We start from the raw sequence: 16,427 nt of genomic DNA on the forward strand, positions 1-16,427 counted from the left end.
ATGTCTAATTTACCACCTTTAAATACTGACACCATTTGGGCGATTTTAAATAAAGAAATTGATAATCAAACTGTAAATAGTTTAGTTTGGCATTATTTGGGCTATCGTTATGATGAAGTGAGTCAAACTTGGGATAATAGTAAAGTTGCCGAAGACTGGCGAAATGAATATCCCAATCCTCCTGATTTTATCGCTGAACGACCCCCCACTGTAAAGTTAACTCGTTCTATTCCAACTGAACATAAACAACTTTTGAAAGAAAAATTAGGTTTTAAAGGTTATAAAATCGGTGAATTTAGCCCAATAGAAACCCGTCGCGCAACCGCAGCAAATTGGTTATTAAGTTATATGGAATTACATTAATAATAACCAATATAAATTAATGACCTCACCCCTGCCCCTCTCCTGTAGGAGAGGGGTGCCGCAGGCGGGGAGAGGTTAAAAAAAACTATAATAGTTATAAAGACTATAAGATGAAAATACGATGAGCGATAATACAGAAAGTAGACTAGATCGATTAGAAGCCCTAGCAGCAGAAATTTTAGCAGGATTACAAGAGACACAAAAGGGATTACAGGAGACACGTGCGATCGCTAATTCTAATGCTAAATCAATTGAAGCGTTAAGTAATAGTATCACAGAATCGAAAAAGCAATGGGAGAGAGATCGACGAGGACTTTATCAACTTATGGGACAATTAACTCGTTCAATGTCTGATTTTTATGATGTTCAATCGGATTTTTACAATCGTTTTGACCAAATAGAGGCAAGACAAGCGAGAATGACTGAGATTTTAGATCGCTTGTTACCACCCGAAGAATAATCGTTTATTTGATCGGATAATGACTTCTAACAAATTCTTCAGCCGCCATTCTATCTTTAATCTCTTCATCTAAGGTAGCGCATAATAAACGATCTAAAATCTCTTTAAATTGTGGACTCGGTTTATAACCCATTTTTTTAAGAACATTTCCATCGATAGGGGCTTGTGTTTTTGACCATTTTGTGATATGTGACCAAATCAGCCGACGGTTTTCGGGATGACTGCGACAAGCGATGATGATTAATGTGGGAAGTTTGTAACGACGCAATAAGAGAACAACTTCACTTTTTTTTAGATTAATCGATAACTGTTGTATCTCCTGTTCTACTGTCTCTAATTGCTGTAGTCGATCTATACTATCTTTGGGCAATTGTAAATAATTCGCTATTTTAACCCGTTCCGTTGGTTTTAAAGATGCGATTAAGACTTCTAAACGCATCAACCAATGTTCTAAATACTCAGTTGGATCTAAAATCTTTAGCCAACGACTTAGATAACGTAACTGCCATTCTAATTGATCTGTGAGAACTAAATCAGAATGCAAACATTTTAAGGCTTCTAAATGGTCTAATAACTGTATTGCACTTTTCCAATAGGGAGCCGCTAAGATGTATTTTAACTCGGCTTTGAGACGTGTGGTTAAAGCAGGTGCAGGATGATTCGTTTCTCGTAAACGTTCATATATTCCACTTGAAACCGCAAATCGAATATATTCTTCGGTTCTAGCTTCTATTTTAAATCCTAATCGTACAGCAAACCGCACCGCCCGATAAATCCGTGTTGGATCTTCAATAAAACTATTGCTGTGTAATACTTTAATCTGATGGGATCTTAAATCTAACACACCGCCAAAATAGTCTAATAATTCGCCTTCGGATGGAGATGTTAAACGAACTGCTAAGGCATTAATGGTAAAATCACGACGATACAAGTCTTGTCGAATGGAACTTGCTTCAACTTCTGGGTTAGCAGCAGGATAGGGATAAAATTCGGTTCTCGCGGTGGCAATATCTACCCATAATGAACCCAAATTAGGATCTTTATGCCATAACAAAGCGGCAGTTTGAAACTCTCCATGAATGGATAACTTTGCTTGTGGATAAATTTCCCGTAATCTATTGGCTAATTCTACACCTGCACCGACATCGGCGGATTGATGAAATCCATCGACAACTAAATCAATATCTTGTAGTAAAATTGTATTAGTTGAACGGGATAATAATAAATCGCGTACCGCCCCACCCACTAAGTATAAATGCCATCCTCTTTCTTGGGCTGCGGTGGCTGCTTGTTCCAAAAAATGCCAAAGTGTCGAATCAAGTTTATCTTGTATTGAAGGAAGAAGACAGGAAAGTAAAGGATTTTCACTATTTTGATTCGTTAGGGACATATCAAGCTGGCGCAGTCTTGTCCTCTTCTTTTCTCGTTCTTGATACAATTCTCGTAGTACATCAGTACGAGTCACAATTCCTACTAATTGCCCATTTTCAACAACGGGTAAACGCCCTAAATCATAAGTTACCATCAAGGCCTCAATATTAGATAGAGGAGTATCTGGGGTAATTGTTTTGAGGTTGCGCGTCATGTATGCTTTGACAGGTGCATCACTAAACCCATGATGTAAAGCTAAATCTAAATCTCGACGCGAAATAATCCCAACTAATTGATCAGTTTCGCTTACCACAGAAAGCCCCGAATGTCCATAGCGAAATAAAATTCTTTGTGCTTGTTCGATAGTAGTTTCTGGGCGAATGGTACGCACAGGAGATGACATTATTTCTCTTGCTGTGGGAGGTTTATCGGGTTGATGGCTAAAAAAAAATCTTCGTCTAAAATTTGTTCGACTGAAAACGGACAAATCACGGGATATTCATGTTCATCAGGAATGCGTACACCCAATTTAGCCAGCTTACTTTCTTTAATCGCTATTTTTCGCGCATCAGAATAAGCAGATTGTATCGCTGTTTCTAGATAGGATTTTAGTGAAGGGGTATGACGAAGATTTTTTAAAACCCGTTGACGATGTTCAATGATTGAACTATATCCCTCTTGCATGGATGAGGGTGCATCGTGTTGTACTTGTAATTTGAGTAAATGAGCTAAAAGAATCATTAAATTACTTTCTAGCGTTCTTTTTTCGGATTTACCTAACTCTGTCAGTTCCTCAATTAAGTTTTCTACGTCTAGCGTATTAAAATCTCGATTTTTGAGTGATGCGATCGTTTTTTCGAGCCAAATCTGAAAATCTTGGTTATACAGAGTTTCAGTCATATAAGTTACCGAATTGAACTACCATTACAAATTGTAGTTTAATGTGGATTTAAAAGCCGTCTATAATTTACTAACGTTTATTAACAAACTGAAATTTTCCTGCTTCAATCTGGATAAGTCGGCTTAACCCAGTCCACAAGCTGAAACGGTATGACTTACCGCCATATTCTTTAAGTTGAGGCTTGCGTTGTAGTCTCTGTCGAGAACCAAGCCGCACTCACAACTAAAAATTCTTTCACTCAAAGAAAGAGAGTCTAGAAGATGTCCACAGCTAGAACAAGTTTTGGATGATGGGAGCCAACGACTAACAACTGTTAGTGTAGAACCGTAGATTTTGCACTTGTACTCAAGCTGTCTACGAAACTCATAAAACCCCATATCTTGTATTGCTTTAGCCAATTTATGGTTAGCCATCATGCCAGATACATTCAAATCCTCAATCACTATCTCGCTGTGGTTCTTAGCTAAATAGGTAGTGATTTTGTGTAATGTATCTTTGCGAATATCGGCTATTTTCTTGTGTAGCCTAGCAATCTTGATTTGAGCCTTCTTCCAGTTGGCTGAACCAATAACTTTGTGACGGGTTCGCCACTGCAATCTAGATAATTTGGCTTCGTATTTCTTGTAGGATTTAGCCCCCTCAAACACTTCCCCTGTACTCAAGGTAGCCAGTGACTTAACTCCTAAATCAACCCCGACGACATCGACTGCTTTTGGTGTGGTTTGTGGGTCAACTTCTATTTTGAAGCTAATAAACCATCTATCAGCAGTACGGCTAATGGTGACCGCTCCCCGAGTGTAGCCAGTGGGCAAAACCTCATAAGTTTTGAGCCAACCGATGACAGGCACTTTTATTCTTTTGGATTCAACCTTGATACTTCCATCAACAGTAAATGAATCATGCCGACCTTTCTTCTTAAACTTAGGTACACCTGATATCTTTTTAAAACACCTATCCCACGCATCCTTTAAAGCTTTCAAGGCATACTGAGGAGCGCATTTGCTAACTTCGTAATACCATTGATTTTCGCTCTTTACCAATGCTACTAACCACTTGTGAAGGTCAATCGCACTGGGGAATTTAATCTTGTCCTCTGGATTAGCTTTATTGTGGTCAAGGATTTGTTTAGTTAATCCTAGTCCCCAATTGTAAGCATGACGCGCCGTACCCGCGTGTTTTAAGAATGCCGTTCTTTGAGCATTATTAGCTTTGATTTCCGTTTTAAAACCTAATAGAATAGTCATACAACTATTCTACGGAAGATTTACGGAAATAGAAAGACTTGAAATCCAGTTACCAAAAGAATAAAAAGAAGTTTTAGAAAAGTATTGCCAACAGACTAATAGAACCATGACCGATGTACTTCGTAGTTATATTAGGGGACTAAAGCAAAGATTAAAGAAAGGTAGCGATTGTTAGTAAATCGCCCTTCTAGTTATCAGCCCCTCTACCTGTTTAGGAGAGGGGTTGGGGTGAGGTCACATCTATTTAATAAACAACATTTCCTGATAGGTGGGTAACGGCCATAAATCGTCTGCGATTTCACCTTCTAGAGCGTCAACATATTCGCGTACACTATCCATTAGAGGGCGGATGGTTTTTGCAAGATACTGCATATGTTCTTCGGGAGAATCGAAATCGTGCTGACTTAAGGCTAAACTGAGTTTACTAACCAAGTCCATCATCGATTTAGTTAACGATGCGACTTTCTCGATGCTCTCGGTATCAAAATCAAGACCTAATTCTTTTAGACCGAGAATTGTGTTAGAAAGTTCAGATAAATAGCGCGTCGCTGCGGGATAAATGGAGGTTTTAGCCATGCTAATCACCAGTTTAGCCTCAACTTCGATCGATTTAATATATTGCTCAGAATAGGTTTCAAACCGACTAGCGAGTTCAACAGGAGAAAGAACGCCCATTTTATTGAACAGTTCTTCAATATGTTCTTGTTGTAAAACAGGTAAAGCATCGGCAGCCGTCCGTAAGTTTGCTAACCCCCGTTCTTCTACTGCCATTTGGTGCCATTCTTTAGAATAGCCGTTGCCATTAAATACAACTGCGCCGTGTTCATCCATCACTTCTTTAAGTATTTTATGAATAGCGCTATTGAGTTCGGTTCCTGCGGCTAACTCACTTTCTAGCTTATCGGCCATCCAATTTAAAGAATCAGCTAAGATGGTATTCATCGCAACGAGAGGACCTGCTACGGACTGACCCGAACCCACTGCACGAAACTCAAAACGGTTCCCCGTAAAGGCAAAAGGTGAAGTACGGTTTCTGTCTCCTGGGTCTTTAGCAAGTACGGGTAAAGTATCGACACCAATATTCATTACCCCTTTACACTTAGAACCTTTGACCTCTCCTTGACGAATTTGCTCAAATACATCTTCTAATTGTGAACCCAAATAGACCGATATAATTGCGGGAGGAGCCTCATTTGCACCCAAACGATGGTCATTACTTGCCGTTGCTACAACTGCGCGTAACAGAGTGCCATATTTATGAACGCCACGAATGACCGCACCACAGAAGACTAAAAATTGTGCGTTAGAGTGGGGAGTATCACCGGGGTCTAATAAATTTCCCTGAGTAGGATTACCTACCGACCAGTTAACGTGTTTCCCAGAACCGTTAATACCTGCGAAGGGCTTTTCATGAAATAGACACACTAAACCATGTTTTTTAGCTGTGTTGCGTAGAACCGTCATTAATAATTGTTGATGGTCGGTTGCTACGTTTGCTGCTTCAAAAAATGGCGCAATTTCAAATTGTCCGGGGGCTACTTCGTTGTGTCTGGTTTTCGCTGGAATTCCCAATCGATACAAACGTTCTTCTACATCCTGCATATAGACTTGAACTCGTTCGGGAATGGCACCAAAATAATGATCATCGAATTGTTGACCTTTGGCCGAAGGTTTACCAAATAAGGTACGACCGGCTAATAATAAGTCAGGGCGGCTATTGGCAAAATTAGCATCGATTAAAAAGTATTCTTGTTCTGCACCACAACTCGAATTAACGGGCGCAACATTGGTATTTCCGAGCAGTTTTAAAACTTTAGTAGCTGCTTTGTTCATCGCTGCATTAGAACGCAAGAGGGGCGTTTTTTTATCTAATGCTTCACCTGTCCATGAAACGAAAACCGTCGGAATACAAAGGGTTGAACCGTTGTCGGTTTCCATAATAAACGCAGGACTCGTGACATCCCAAGCGGTATAACCTCGCGCTTCAAAGGTGGAACGAATACCACCATTAGGGAAGGAAGAACCATCCGGCTCGCCCTGTACTAATACTTTTCCCGAAAATTCCGAAATGACTGAGCCATCACTTTGTACTGAGATAAAACCATCGTGCTTTTCTGCGGTGGCATTGGTCAAAGGATAAAAAACGTGGGCATAATATAAAGCACCTTTAGATATTGCCCAATCTTTCATCGCAACGGCGACTACATCGGCAACTGAACTATCAAGCTGTTCTCCTGATTGAATCGTGTTTTTTAAAGATTTAAAAATACTCTTAGGAAGATATTCTTGCATCTTGCTCAATGTAAATACATCGGTCGCCCACAAATCCTCTAATTTTTTTGGAGCTTTTGGGGGCAACGGCTCTCGATTGGTGATTTGATAAACGGCTTGTACACGTGATTCATTACCACTCACGGCGATTTCCTCTTTAAAATTTTTTTGAGATCAGTCAATCATACTTGGGATAGATTTTATAAATGGGTAAAAAAGATACCAATTTTAAATTTTAGATGTGGGTTTCATGATATGAATGAATGCCCTTGATGAGTGAAAAAAAAGCAATTTTGATGTTTGATTGAGTTTAATCTATTTTTATTATTTTTTTTATAGAACTTCTGCTGAGAGTAAGAGCCTCTAAGGATCAGTAATTTTTTTACTTCTTAAGTTATTATGAACTTTTATTAATAATGATTGAAGAAAAAAGTTAAGAAATTATTTCATTTATTCTAACGTGTTTCAGAATATGCTCAGTTAAAGAATAGAACTAATTTCAGATACGAGTAATGAAAAAACAGAATTTATCGGGTGCGATCGCTACATTAGGACTATTATGTACACAATCAATATTATTCACGTCACCGGCTTCGGCTGTGCAACAATTGTTTTGTAATGGACGCATGACTAACGGATGGTCATACTCGGCGGAATATATTGATGGTCAGTTTGCGCGAATTCGATGGACTCGCTCTGGGAAACCTCCCCAAACAACCAATTTAACCTATGAAAGCATTAATAACAGAGATCAACCCGTTTATCGAGGTGGTTTGATGGGTGCTTTGGGTGTCACCTTAATTGACTTATCGGGTGGTGACGTTCAGCCTGGCTCCCAAATAACCGTTAAAGTAGATGACTGGGGAACATCACAGGCCAGTTGTGGGACTTCAGCTTCGGGAACAGCTACACCAATTACAAATGTTCTTGCTTTCCAAACGAGAAGTTATACGGTGAGAGTTGACCGAAAAAATAGCAATTTGCTGATGACCGTCATTAACAAAAGAGATGGCCGAACCTTGCTCAATAATGCACCTGCTACCGTTGCCCCTCGTCGAAATTCTAATGATTCTTGGACAGGCTATGTTCATCGCGGTGAAATGACAGCTTATGCGCGGCGTAACTTTAGAGGTGAAAAAGAACTCGAATTAATCCAAACGGCAGGCAGACGGGTTATTGAACAAGGAATATAGAGAATTATTGTAGGGGCTTGGTTTGCAAGCCCTCTTTTAATTACGATTCCAATGGTAAAATCTGCCCCATAATGGCGGCTGTTTTTTCGGAATGGAGTTTAAGAATTAACACAGACAAGGGAGGAAGACACAAATCAATAGAATAAGGCCGGCCTTGATAAGACCATTCCTCTGTCCATTTACCACCTAAATTCCCCATATTACTACCACCATATTTACGAGCATCACTATTAAAGAGTTCGGTATAAAAACCGGGTTTAGGTACACCGACGCGATAATGACTATGAGGTTGTGGCGTAAAGTTACAAACAACAATTACGAATTCTTGCCAATCTTTACTCCATCGAATAAAAGCTACAACACTATGACGGTTATCGCTACAATCAATCCATTCAAAGCCAGTGCGTTCAAAATCCTGATTATAAAGAGCCGGCTGACTCTTGTAAATGGCATTAAGCTCTTTAAAAAATTCTTTTAATTTTTGATGGGGATCATATTGTAATAAATTCCATTCTAAATCAGCCCAAACATTCCATTCACTCCACTGACCAAACTCCATACTCATAAACATGGTTTTTTTGCCAGGATGGGTAAACATATAGCTAAATAAACAGCGAACATTGGCGAATTTTTGCCATTCATCCCCAGGCATTTTCCCAATCATATTGCTCTTACCATGAACAATCTCATCATGGGAAAGAGCTAACATATAATTTTCGCTGTGGTTATACCACATACTAAAGGTGACGTTATTTTGATGGAATTGACGGAACCAAGGGTCCATGCCGAAATAATCTAACATATCGTGCATCCATCCCATGTTCCATTTCAGGTTAAACCCTAACCCACCGACATAAGTCGGCCAAGAAACCATCGGCCAAGCGGTTGATTCTTCGGCAATAGAAAGAATACCAGGAAAATAACTAAAGGCCACACTATTAACTTGACGCAAAAAATCAGCCGCTTCTAAGTTTTCTCGCCCACCATATTGATTAGTAACCCATTCGCCCTCTTTACGGCAATAATCTAAATAGAGCATGGAAGCAACCGCATCAACCCTAATCCCATCAATATGATATTTATCGAGCCAAAATAGAACATTAGCGACCAAAAAGTTACGAACTTCATTGCGCCCGTAGTCAAATACGAGGGTTCCCCATTCTTTGTGTTCTCCTTTACGAGGATCTCCATGTTCATAGAGATGTGTTCCATCAAAAAAGGCTAAACCGTGTCCATCTTTAGGGAAATGTCCAGGAACCCAGTCAATAAGTACACCGATACCATGTTGATGACATTGATCTACAAAATACATGAAATCTTCGGGTGTACCAAAGCGAGAAGTAGGGGCATAATATCCCGTTACTTGATATCCCCATGAGCCATCAAAAGGATGCTCACTGACGGGTAAGAGTTCGATATGGGTATAACCCATTTCTTTGACGTAGGGGATCAGTTTATGAGCTAATTCATAGTAACTTAAAAATCGAGCATGGGGATTCATTTCAGAAACCATGACTGGATCTGATTCACCTTTTAATAATTTGGTTTTTTCCCCAGATGAAGCATGTAGCCATGATCCTAAATGAACTTCATAAACGGATATGGGTTGAGATAAAGGATCACTATGACGACGTTTGTCTAACCATTGATGATCGTTCCATTGGTATTTATTAAGATCCGCTACAATTGAGGCTGTTTTTGGGCGAGGTTCTTGTTGAAAACCATAGGGATCAGATTTTTCATAAATATGACCTTCCCAGTTTTTGATCTCATATTTATAACTCGTTCCCACGCCTAAATCTGGTATAAATATTTCCCAAACGCTGTTGTTAAGTTTTCGCATTTGGTGTTCTCGACCGTCCCAGTTGTTAAAATCGCCTAGTACGGATACGTTACGCGCATTGGGAGCCCAAACCGCAAAATTAACCCCTTGAACACCATTTACTGTAGTTGGGTGCGCCCCTAGTTTTTCATAAATGCGATGGTGGTTTCCTTCACCAAAAAGATGTAAATCAAATTCTGTAATTTTATTGGATTTAAAAGCATAGGGATCATAGATAACTCTTTCGGAGTCTCCTTCTTTGAGCCGCAGTTGATAATTAATTAGTTCATTTGTATCAACAATGCACTCAAAAAAGTTCGCGTGATGGACTGATTCCATCGGGTATTCTTTCCGTTGTGATGGAACAATCACCCAAGCGGCTTCTATCTTAGGTAGATAAGCCCTAATGACCCATTTTTCGACTTTTCCATTATCTTCAAGGGGATGAGATCCTAAAACCTCGAAGGGGTCATTATGAAGGTTATAAACGATTTGGTTGACTTGTTCTGGGGATATCGTGGACATTCAGCTACCCTTGATAAAAAATGATGGCGGCAAACGAGCCACCTTTTAATACTCTTACTACATATTTATATATGTTTTAAGTTTTTTTAACAGTCTTGGTGTTTAAATTAAAGCAAAAAAAGGGCGTAGAAACCACGCCCCAAGCTACATCTATAGAGTTTAAAAGATTTAATTGCTCATATCTTGGGCCACAGGAACAGGAGGCATCTCGCTATATTCTGGTTCTGTGGTATAATCAGCCGCAAATGAGCCTTGAGGTTCTTTGAGGAAAAAGGCACACAAGAAGGCACAAATTAAACCCGCAATACCCATCACAGCGAATAGTGTTCCAGGATTGGTTAAGCTATAAATGGTCAGGAAAACGACTCCACCAAAGTTACCATAGGCTCCAACGTTACCCGAAATTTGACCGGTAATTTCTTTTTTGATTAAGGGAACAATTCCATAAGTCGCACCGCAACCCGCTTGAGCAAAATAAGCAGATAACATGGTAGCAGCGATCGCTAAAGGAATTGGCCATGCTTGATTAATACCCGATGCAATGAGGTAAGATATACCTACTCCCCCTGCAATTAGAGTGAGTGTCCATTTGCGAGAATTAAATTTATCAGAAATTAAGCCACCACTGGGACGAGAAACGAGATTTAAGAAGGGATAAGATGCCGCGATCATTGATGCAGTAACATGATCTAGTGAGAAGGTATGTTCAAAGAAAGCGGGTAACATGGAAACGGCGGCTAACTCTGAACCAAATGTTACGACATAAGCGTATTCAAGTAAGGAAACTTGGCGAAATTGATAGCGTTGTGAGGGGGAAAAAACTTTAGATCCGTTGAGCATATCTTTATTAACTTGCCAAGCTTTATAAGTTTGGAAGGCATAAAGTAAACCCAAGAACACCCAAACCGTAATCATTTGACCTTGTGTAATAAAATGTAATTTAGGTTGGGCTAACCGCCAAGCGAGTAAACCAAGGGCAAAAATTAAGCCAAAATTCATGATTAGCATTGCCCAAAAGCTTTTCGGGCTGGTGACTTCCATTGCACCATTTTTCTTAGGACGTTTGTACGCTTTTCCTGGGGGTGTATTGCTAACGCTGTTGTAGTAGATGATGCTATAGCAAGCAGCAATGATCCCCGTTAGTGCGATCGCTAAACGCCAGTTAGACGCACCACCCGCCATAAATGCGGTTCCCACAGCCAAAGCGGGTAATACAAATTCTGCACCAAAAGCGCCAAAATTACCCCAGCCACCATAAATACCTTGTGCGATACCAATATCTTTCGGAGGGAACCATTCAGCCACCATGCGTATTCCTACAACAAAACCCGAACCAACGATCCCCATCAGCAAACGGCTAAAAACCAATTGATTAAAGTCTTGAGCGAAAGCAGTCGCCAAACAGGGAACAACCGCAAACCCTAAAAGGGCTGTATAGGTAATTCTGGGGCCAAAACGATCTAATAACATCCCAATGATAATCCGTGCGGGGATCGTCAGAGCTAAATTACAAATGCCCAGTGTTTTGATTTGTTCGGGAGTGAGACTTAATTCTTTACCGATGGTTGTCGCAAAGGGTGCGAAATTAAACCAACAGACAAAAGTTAGGAAAAAAGCAAACCAGGTGAGGTGTAGAATTTTGAATCTACCCCGCAAAGACCACATTTGGGTTAACATTATTGGCAATCCTTTTAAGTTAGAATAAGCGTTTGTTTTTTGCGTTCCTTAATGAAAATTGATTCTGAAATTTGATTCAGCTAATTTTTCTTGCACCCTTTGTAGGTAAAGTCTTTCTCATCAAGACTTTGCTATTTTAATCAGTTATTATCCATAAACTCTTGATTGATCTTGACATAGAGTTTAAGTTTTAGAAAGTTAATTTTTATACAAACAAGATAAATTAACTTTAGTAAACTGATCTAGATGCAAAAGGTAAAAAATAAGTCTGTGAGTAACAGGCTACTTTTTTGATTTGCATATTTACAAATTCGCTTTTTTCCTTCTCGTATTTTGTATATTTAGCTACCATTTATCGGTTTTAATGTGTAGTTTGCATATCCAAAATTCTTTGATTGCATTATTGAGCTTTTAGTCAATGATAAAACCTAAAAACATAGATATTTGTATATAAAAATTTTTAGACTGGTTTGATAGTCTGTTGACCGTAACCACCGCCGAGGGTTTCTATAATAATCTATCTTGCGAACAATCCTTTAATCAGATTTTTTCTTTCAAAATCAAATTAAATATTTATTGCCATTAGCTTATGACCTATCCCTCTACACCTTGGCATCTTAAAGGTAAAGCTTTAATGAATCTCCATTGGGTTAGCTTAGAAGAGTCTTGTCTTGTTATTCCCCCAGAATTAACCATTATTCCGATTTTACCTGGTAAAACAATAGGTGGTGTTTATCTAGCTTCCTATCAAGCTGGCTCTATATTAGAATACAATGAATTAATTGTTGTCCCTGCTTTAGTTCGCTATCATCAGCATATCGGTTTTTGGATTTCTCATATCTATGTAGATAATGAAGATTCAATGAGAGGAGGACGAGAAATCTGGGGATTACCGAAAGAAATTGCTGATTTTAAATGGACAAATTCAGAAGTGCTGGTTACTCAACAAAAACGCTCACTTTGTCATTTTTCGTTTCAGTCGGAATGGCTAAATTTGATGAATGGATGGCAACCCAAGTTACAGGGAATTTGTTTAAGTCGCTTGGAAAATCAATTACTCTCTTTTAATAGCCATTTTCAAACAAAATTTAGTTTAATCAAGGGAAAACTAAATATTACTCAAGAAAGTCCATTTTTCTCTCTAAATTTGGCACAAGGTTTTTTGTCTTTTAGCTTAGATGATTTAGAACTAAAGATCAATGCTCCCAGACAAATTCATGATTTTAGTATTCTTTGATACTTTATTTTTTTAATGACAAATTGGCTTTTCTATCTAAAGTATGAAGAAATGTAAAGAAACTATGGGCTATATTAAAAATCAAATAACTTCACTCACACTTAGCTTGGAGATTTATCATGGAAAGCAAACAACCTACAGATTATTACGAACAGCAAGCACAACGCAAGTATGGTGAATTTGCTACTAAGTTTCAATTCGGATCTAATCCTTCTGCCGAGATTTGGAATGGTCGGTTAGCAATGGTTGGATTTTTACTTGCTATACTCATTGAAGTATTTACCGGACAAGGTGTTTTAAGCTGGTTAGGTCTCTACTAAAATAGTAAAATGAATCCCATTTTATTGTAGGTATTTGGTTTAAAAATCCTTTTATTCAAAGGGTTTGGAGACCAAAATCCTACATTATTTTGGGATTATAGATGTGGTTTGCGTTGCCAAATTAAATGATTATTTACTGTTAATATAGCTATTTAATGAGGATAAACAATAAGATTATCTATTTTCTTAAAAATGATAGCATTACCCGAAATTGTCTAAAAAATAGTTGTTTTTCACCAATAATAAATAGTTAATATTTAGTCAAAATTAATGGTATTTATTTTTTTACAAATAGAACATATATAATGTGATTAAATTATTTTTAGTTGGATTTTAGAGTAATATTACTAACTCTTTGAATGGCGTTATCGAAATTTATGTAAAATTCGGTTATATAGAACTTTCTTTAATTACAAAAATATCAGCTAATTTCAAACCATAGAGACTTAAAATTCCCGCATATGGATGGAGAAAAATAGTTAGCAATCGTTAGAAAACCTATAGCAATTTCTTCGAGTATTTTATTAATTTCTTGGGCTAATTGAATAAACTTATGTTGAACAATTTTTGCCTCTGTAAATAAATTACTCTCTTTTTCAATTAAAATATTTGTCGCTACACTTGTTCCCATTTTCACGACTTTGATGTGTTCGGCGAAAATCGGTTCATTTGTATTAATTACTAAAATATCTCGTATTCCTTGGTTGACTGCATCCCGATAACATTCGGCGTTTTCAAAAAAGAAGTTTGTTAAAGATAACCCATTGTTGGTTCGGTAGGGCTACGATGAAGAATTGAGTATCTTTTGAAAATCGATCTACAATAATGTAATCATCGGATACAGCTACCATATCCGTAAACGTACCACTGATAGTTGCAACAAAGATTACTATAAAAGAAAGACTAGCGATCGGAACAATTTTTATGAGCGAGTTGCAAGCTTCCATAGCCCAGTACTACCATGAAAGAACTAAATATGACCCTCAAACGATCGCATCAAAAAACCGAGCGTTAGACTGGGAAAATCAGCCAAGCCCTTTTAAAGAATACAAATTTGGTAATACATTTGATCTAAAACCCTATTTATCTAGTCAGATTTCCTCATCAGATGAACCCAATCTTAAAACGGGAAAACGATTATCGCAACTACTGGCTTATAGTTATGGTTTAACGGCGAAAGTTCCAACAATGGGAACACCTCTTTATCTACGGGCTGCCCCTTCAGCCGGAGGGTTATATCCAGCAGAACTTTATTTAATCTCTCGTGGAACTCCTTTTCTTCCCCCTGGACTGTATAATTATCAGCCTCAAAGCCATTCTCTGATTCATTTTTGGGAAAGTGAGGTATGGTCAAATTTACAAACGGCTTGTTTTTGGCATTCTGCATTAGAAAATACGCAACTCGCCTTAGTAACAACCGCTATTTTTTATCGTTCAGCTTGGCGGTATGAAGATCGCGCTTATCGTCGTATCTTTTTAGATACGGGTCATTTATTGGGTAATATTGAATTAGCGAGTGCAATTACCGATTATCGACCTCATCTAATTGGTGGTTTTTTAGATCAAGCCCTCAACGATTTATTTTATCTTGATTGGCAAGTCGAAAGCGTTATTACTGTTATTCCATTAGCCGATTTATTAGATATTAAACAACATCTATCACCAGGAATTACCGCTTTACCATCTGGTACTCAACGCAGTTATCCAAAACTTCCTGATGGCGACTTACTGACTTATTTTCATCAAGCTACAGAGATTCATACTTCTGAAAGTTATCCAAAAAATGAAGCCAAAACCGACGAGACAGAAGATAAATATAATTTTCCGTTTTGTTTAAAAGTTTCAACACAAATGTATCCGATTAATTGGGGAGATAAATTATCGGGTTTAGAAACAACTATTTTAAAAAGACGTTCAACACGTGCTTATAGTGGTGGAGAATTAAGCTTAGATGAGTTGAAAGCATTACTAAACTTTACCTATCAATCACAAAATTATATTGAGCAAAATCTTGATCCTGCGCCAGATTATTTTGATTTAGATTTATTACAAACCTTTATCGCGGTTTCTTCTGTATCGGGTTTAGAAGAAGGGTGTTATTATTACGCGCCCAAAGCCCAAGAATTAAGACAAATTCGTTTTAAGAATTTTCGTCGTGAATTACATTATTTGTGTTTGGGACAAGAATTAGGACGTGATGCCGCCGCCGTTGTGTTTCATACTGCTGATCTCGAAAAAGCGGTGAATAAATATGGCGATCGCGCTTATCGTTATCTTCATATGGATGCTGGACATTTAGGACAACGTTTAAATTTAGCGGCAATTTATTTAGATCTCGGCGTTAGTGGAATTGGTGGCTTTTTTGATAATCAAGTCAATGAAGTTTTAGGAATTCCCACAGACGAAGCCGTCATTTATATTACCACTTTAGGAAGACCGAGAAACAACTAAAATTATTTATGGCTGGTGAGTTCAGCCGTTAGATTGCCTTCATAGTGGGTAATAATTGTTAAAGATGCTATGTTTTTGTGTTTAATTAGCATTACTGGATTTAAAATCATAATTTTGGACGCACAACGACTCGTAGTTAGGCAGTTTTACGAAGAGAACCATGTGAATTTGTACAGGGCTCTTGTGTATGGAAAATGCAAAAATTTGGTTCCAAAGTATCAGCGAATTGCAAGTCTTCAATTGTTGAAACGCTCCGTCAGTGTAGGTTTTGATTGTGTAGCAATCGAGAGAATCAAGCAGAGTGTCCCTCAATCTGTTTCAAATGCTTTTGATCGTCACTTCTGGTATTCTCAGTGGACTCTTACTCAACTATTTCTGATAAAAATTCCTATTAATGGGCAAAATACCTTTTTTTTGTTCATTTTAGGGTTTGGTGATGATGGTTGGGATAATGATGCTAACTTTATCGAAGTGTTTGACGAACAAGGTGAATTTATTGGTGCATCCTATTTGTTTAAGTAGCTATGTAAAATTAATTGTATATTTTTCTCCAAAATATTTGAGAATGTTTTCCACAGCTTCCACTAAAGTT

The 16,427-nt window shown here is 38.1% G+C and carries 13 protein-coding genes and 2 pseudogenes; 7 read left to right on the top strand and 8 right to left on the bottom strand.

All coding sequences use genetic code 11. The features are described 5' to 3' along the window. Nucleotides 1-363, top strand: a complete 363-nt coding sequence (locus tag C7H19_RS16820; RefSeq protein ID WP_106458085.1) for a DUF1823 family protein — start codon at nucleotides 1-3, stop codon at nucleotides 361-363. A gap of 121 nt (nucleotides 364-484) precedes the next feature. Continuing rightward, on the top strand, nucleotides 485-823 hold the full coding sequence (locus tag C7H19_RS16825; protein ID WP_106458086.1) for a hypothetical protein: 339 nt from the start codon (nucleotides 485-487) through the stop codon (nucleotides 821-823). 4 nt (nucleotides 824-827) lie between these two features. Here C7H19_RS16825 and C7H19_RS16830 read toward each other — a convergent pair. From C7H19_RS16830 to C7H19_RS16850, 4 genes and pseudogenes are all read right to left on the bottom strand, one after another. Next, nucleotides 828-2,615, bottom strand: a pseudogene (locus tag C7H19_RS16830) (CBS domain-containing protein); the annotation flags it as partial. Beyond that, nucleotides 2,597-3,094: a DUF29 domain-containing protein gene (locus C7H19_RS16835; protein WP_106458088.1), complete on the bottom strand. Its 498-nt coding sequence runs from the start codon at nucleotides 3,092-3,094 to the stop codon at nucleotides 2,597-2,599. The gene C7H19_RS16835 and the pseudogene C7H19_RS16830, both read right to left, overlap by 19 nt. A 123-nt stretch (nucleotides 3,095-3,217) precedes the next feature. Beyond that, a complete protein-coding gene (locus tag C7H19_RS16840) occupies nucleotides 3,218-4,333 on the bottom strand; it encodes an RNA-guided endonuclease InsQ/TnpB family protein (RefSeq protein ID WP_106458099.1) in 1,116 nt (371 codons plus the stop codon). A gap of 246 nt (nucleotides 4,334-4,579) precedes the next feature. Next, nucleotides 4,580-6,754 carry a glutamine synthetase III family protein gene (locus C7H19_RS16850; protein ID WP_106458089.1) on the bottom strand — a complete coding sequence of 725 codons (2,175 nt, stop codon included), beginning with the start codon at nucleotides 6,752-6,754 and terminating at the stop codon, nucleotides 4,580-4,582. 368 nt (nucleotides 6,755-7,122) lie between these two features. Here C7H19_RS16850 and C7H19_RS26825 point away from each other — a divergent pair, with 368 nt between their 5' ends. Continuing rightward, entirely contained in the window at nucleotides 7,123-7,803 is a 681-nt protein-coding gene (locus C7H19_RS26825; RefSeq protein WP_245927584.1) for a hypothetical protein, read from the top strand. 40 nt (nucleotides 7,804-7,843) lie between these two features. On the opposite strand, the gene glgB is transcribed toward C7H19_RS26825, so the two are convergent. After that, nucleotides 7,844-10,150 (bottom strand): 1,4-alpha-glucan branching enzyme, encoded by a 2,307-nt coding sequence (gene glgB, locus C7H19_RS16860; RefSeq protein WP_106458090.1) that lies wholly within the window; start codon nucleotides 10,148-10,150, stop codon nucleotides 7,844-7,846. Between the two features lie 168 nt (nucleotides 10,151-10,318). Next, nucleotides 10,319-11,827 (bottom strand): NarK family nitrate/nitrite MFS transporter, encoded by a 1,509-nt coding sequence (locus tag C7H19_RS16865; protein WP_106458091.1) that lies wholly within the window; start codon nucleotides 11,825-11,827, stop codon nucleotides 10,319-10,321. A gap of 589 nt (nucleotides 11,828-12,416) precedes the next feature. On the opposite strand from C7H19_RS16865, the gene C7H19_RS16870 reads away from it, so the two are divergent. Next, nucleotides 12,417-13,064: an acetoacetate decarboxylase family protein gene (locus tag C7H19_RS16870; protein ID WP_106458092.1), complete on the top strand. Its 648-nt coding sequence runs from the start codon at nucleotides 12,417-12,419 to the stop codon at nucleotides 13,062-13,064. A 119-nt stretch (nucleotides 13,065-13,183) separates the two neighbouring features. Continuing rightward, nucleotides 13,184-13,384 (top strand): chlorophyll a/b-binding protein, encoded by a 201-nt coding sequence (locus C7H19_RS16875; protein WP_106458093.1) that lies wholly within the window; start codon nucleotides 13,184-13,186, stop codon nucleotides 13,382-13,384. A 421-nt stretch (nucleotides 13,385-13,805) separates the two neighbouring features. Here the strand turns inward: C7H19_RS16875 and C7H19_RS26830 are convergent, their stop codons facing one another. Both C7H19_RS26830 and C7H19_RS27115 read right to left on the bottom strand, forming a co-directional pair. After that, on the bottom strand, nucleotides 13,806-14,015 hold the full coding sequence (locus C7H19_RS26830; protein WP_245927586.1) for a hypothetical protein: 210 nt from the start codon (nucleotides 14,013-14,015) through the stop codon (nucleotides 13,806-13,808). Between the two features lie 3 nt (nucleotides 14,016-14,018). Then, a pseudogene (locus tag C7H19_RS27115) lies at nucleotides 14,019-14,081 on the bottom strand (hypothetical protein); the annotation flags it as partial. Nucleotides 14,082-14,308: 227 nt separating this feature from the next. Here C7H19_RS27115 and C7H19_RS16885 point away from each other — a divergent pair. Both C7H19_RS16885 and C7H19_RS16890 read left to right on the top strand, forming a co-directional pair. Continuing rightward, the gene (locus C7H19_RS16885; RefSeq protein WP_106458094.1) at nucleotides 14,309-15,835 is read left to right on the top strand and encodes a SagB/ThcOx family dehydrogenase; all 1,527 of its coding nucleotides are present in this window, start codon (nucleotides 14,309-14,311) and stop codon (nucleotides 15,833-15,835) included. Nucleotides 15,836-16,039: 204 nt separating this feature from the next. After that, nucleotides 16,040-16,357: a hypothetical protein gene (locus C7H19_RS16890; protein WP_219907669.1), complete on the top strand. Its 318-nt coding sequence runs from the start codon at nucleotides 16,040-16,042 to the stop codon at nucleotides 16,355-16,357. Nucleotides 16,358-16,427: the final 70 nt, after the last annotated feature.

It is taken from the genome of Aphanothece hegewaldii CCALA 016 (genome assembly GCF_003007785.1).
Classification (GTDB): Bacteria; Cyanobacteriota; Cyanobacteriia; order Cyanobacteriales; family Microcystaceae; genus Chroococcus; species Chroococcus hegewaldii.

Excerpts from the sequence above, each read along its gene's own strand:
- C7H19_RS16865 (WP_106458091.1), bottom strand. The coding sequence starts at position 11,827 with ATGTTAACCCAAATGTGGTCTTTGCGGGGTAGATTCAAAATTCTACAC.
- C7H19_RS16885 (WP_106458094.1), top strand. The coding sequence starts at position 14,309 with ATGAGCGAGTTGCAAGCTTCCATAGCCCAGTACTACCATGAAAGAACT.
- C7H19_RS16820 (WP_106458085.1), top strand. The coding sequence starts at position 1 with ATGTCTAATTTACCACCTTTAAATACTGACACCATTTGGGCGATTTTA.
- C7H19_RS16835 (WP_106458088.1), bottom strand. The coding sequence starts at position 3,094 with ATGACTGAAACTCTGTATAACCAAGATTTTCAGATTTGGCTCGAAAAA.
- glgB (WP_106458090.1), bottom strand. The coding sequence starts at position 10,150 with ATGTCCACGATATCCCCAGAACAAGTCAACCAAATCGTTTATAACCTT.
- C7H19_RS16875 (WP_106458093.1), top strand. The coding sequence starts at position 13,184 with ATGGAAAGCAAACAACCTACAGATTATTACGAACAGCAAGCACAACGC.
- C7H19_RS16870 (WP_106458092.1), top strand. The coding sequence starts at position 12,417 with ATGACCTATCCCTCTACACCTTGGCATCTTAAAGGTAAAGCTTTAATG.
- C7H19_RS26825 (WP_245927584.1), top strand. The coding sequence starts at position 7,123 with ATGAAAAAACAGAATTTATCGGGTGCGATCGCTACATTAGGACTATTA.
- C7H19_RS26830 (WP_245927586.1), bottom strand. The coding sequence starts at position 14,015 with ATGGGAACAAGTGTAGCGACAAATATTTTAATTGAAAAAGAGAGTAAT.
- C7H19_RS16825 (WP_106458086.1), top strand. The coding sequence starts at position 485 with ATGAGCGATAATACAGAAAGTAGACTAGATCGATTAGAAGCCCTAGCA.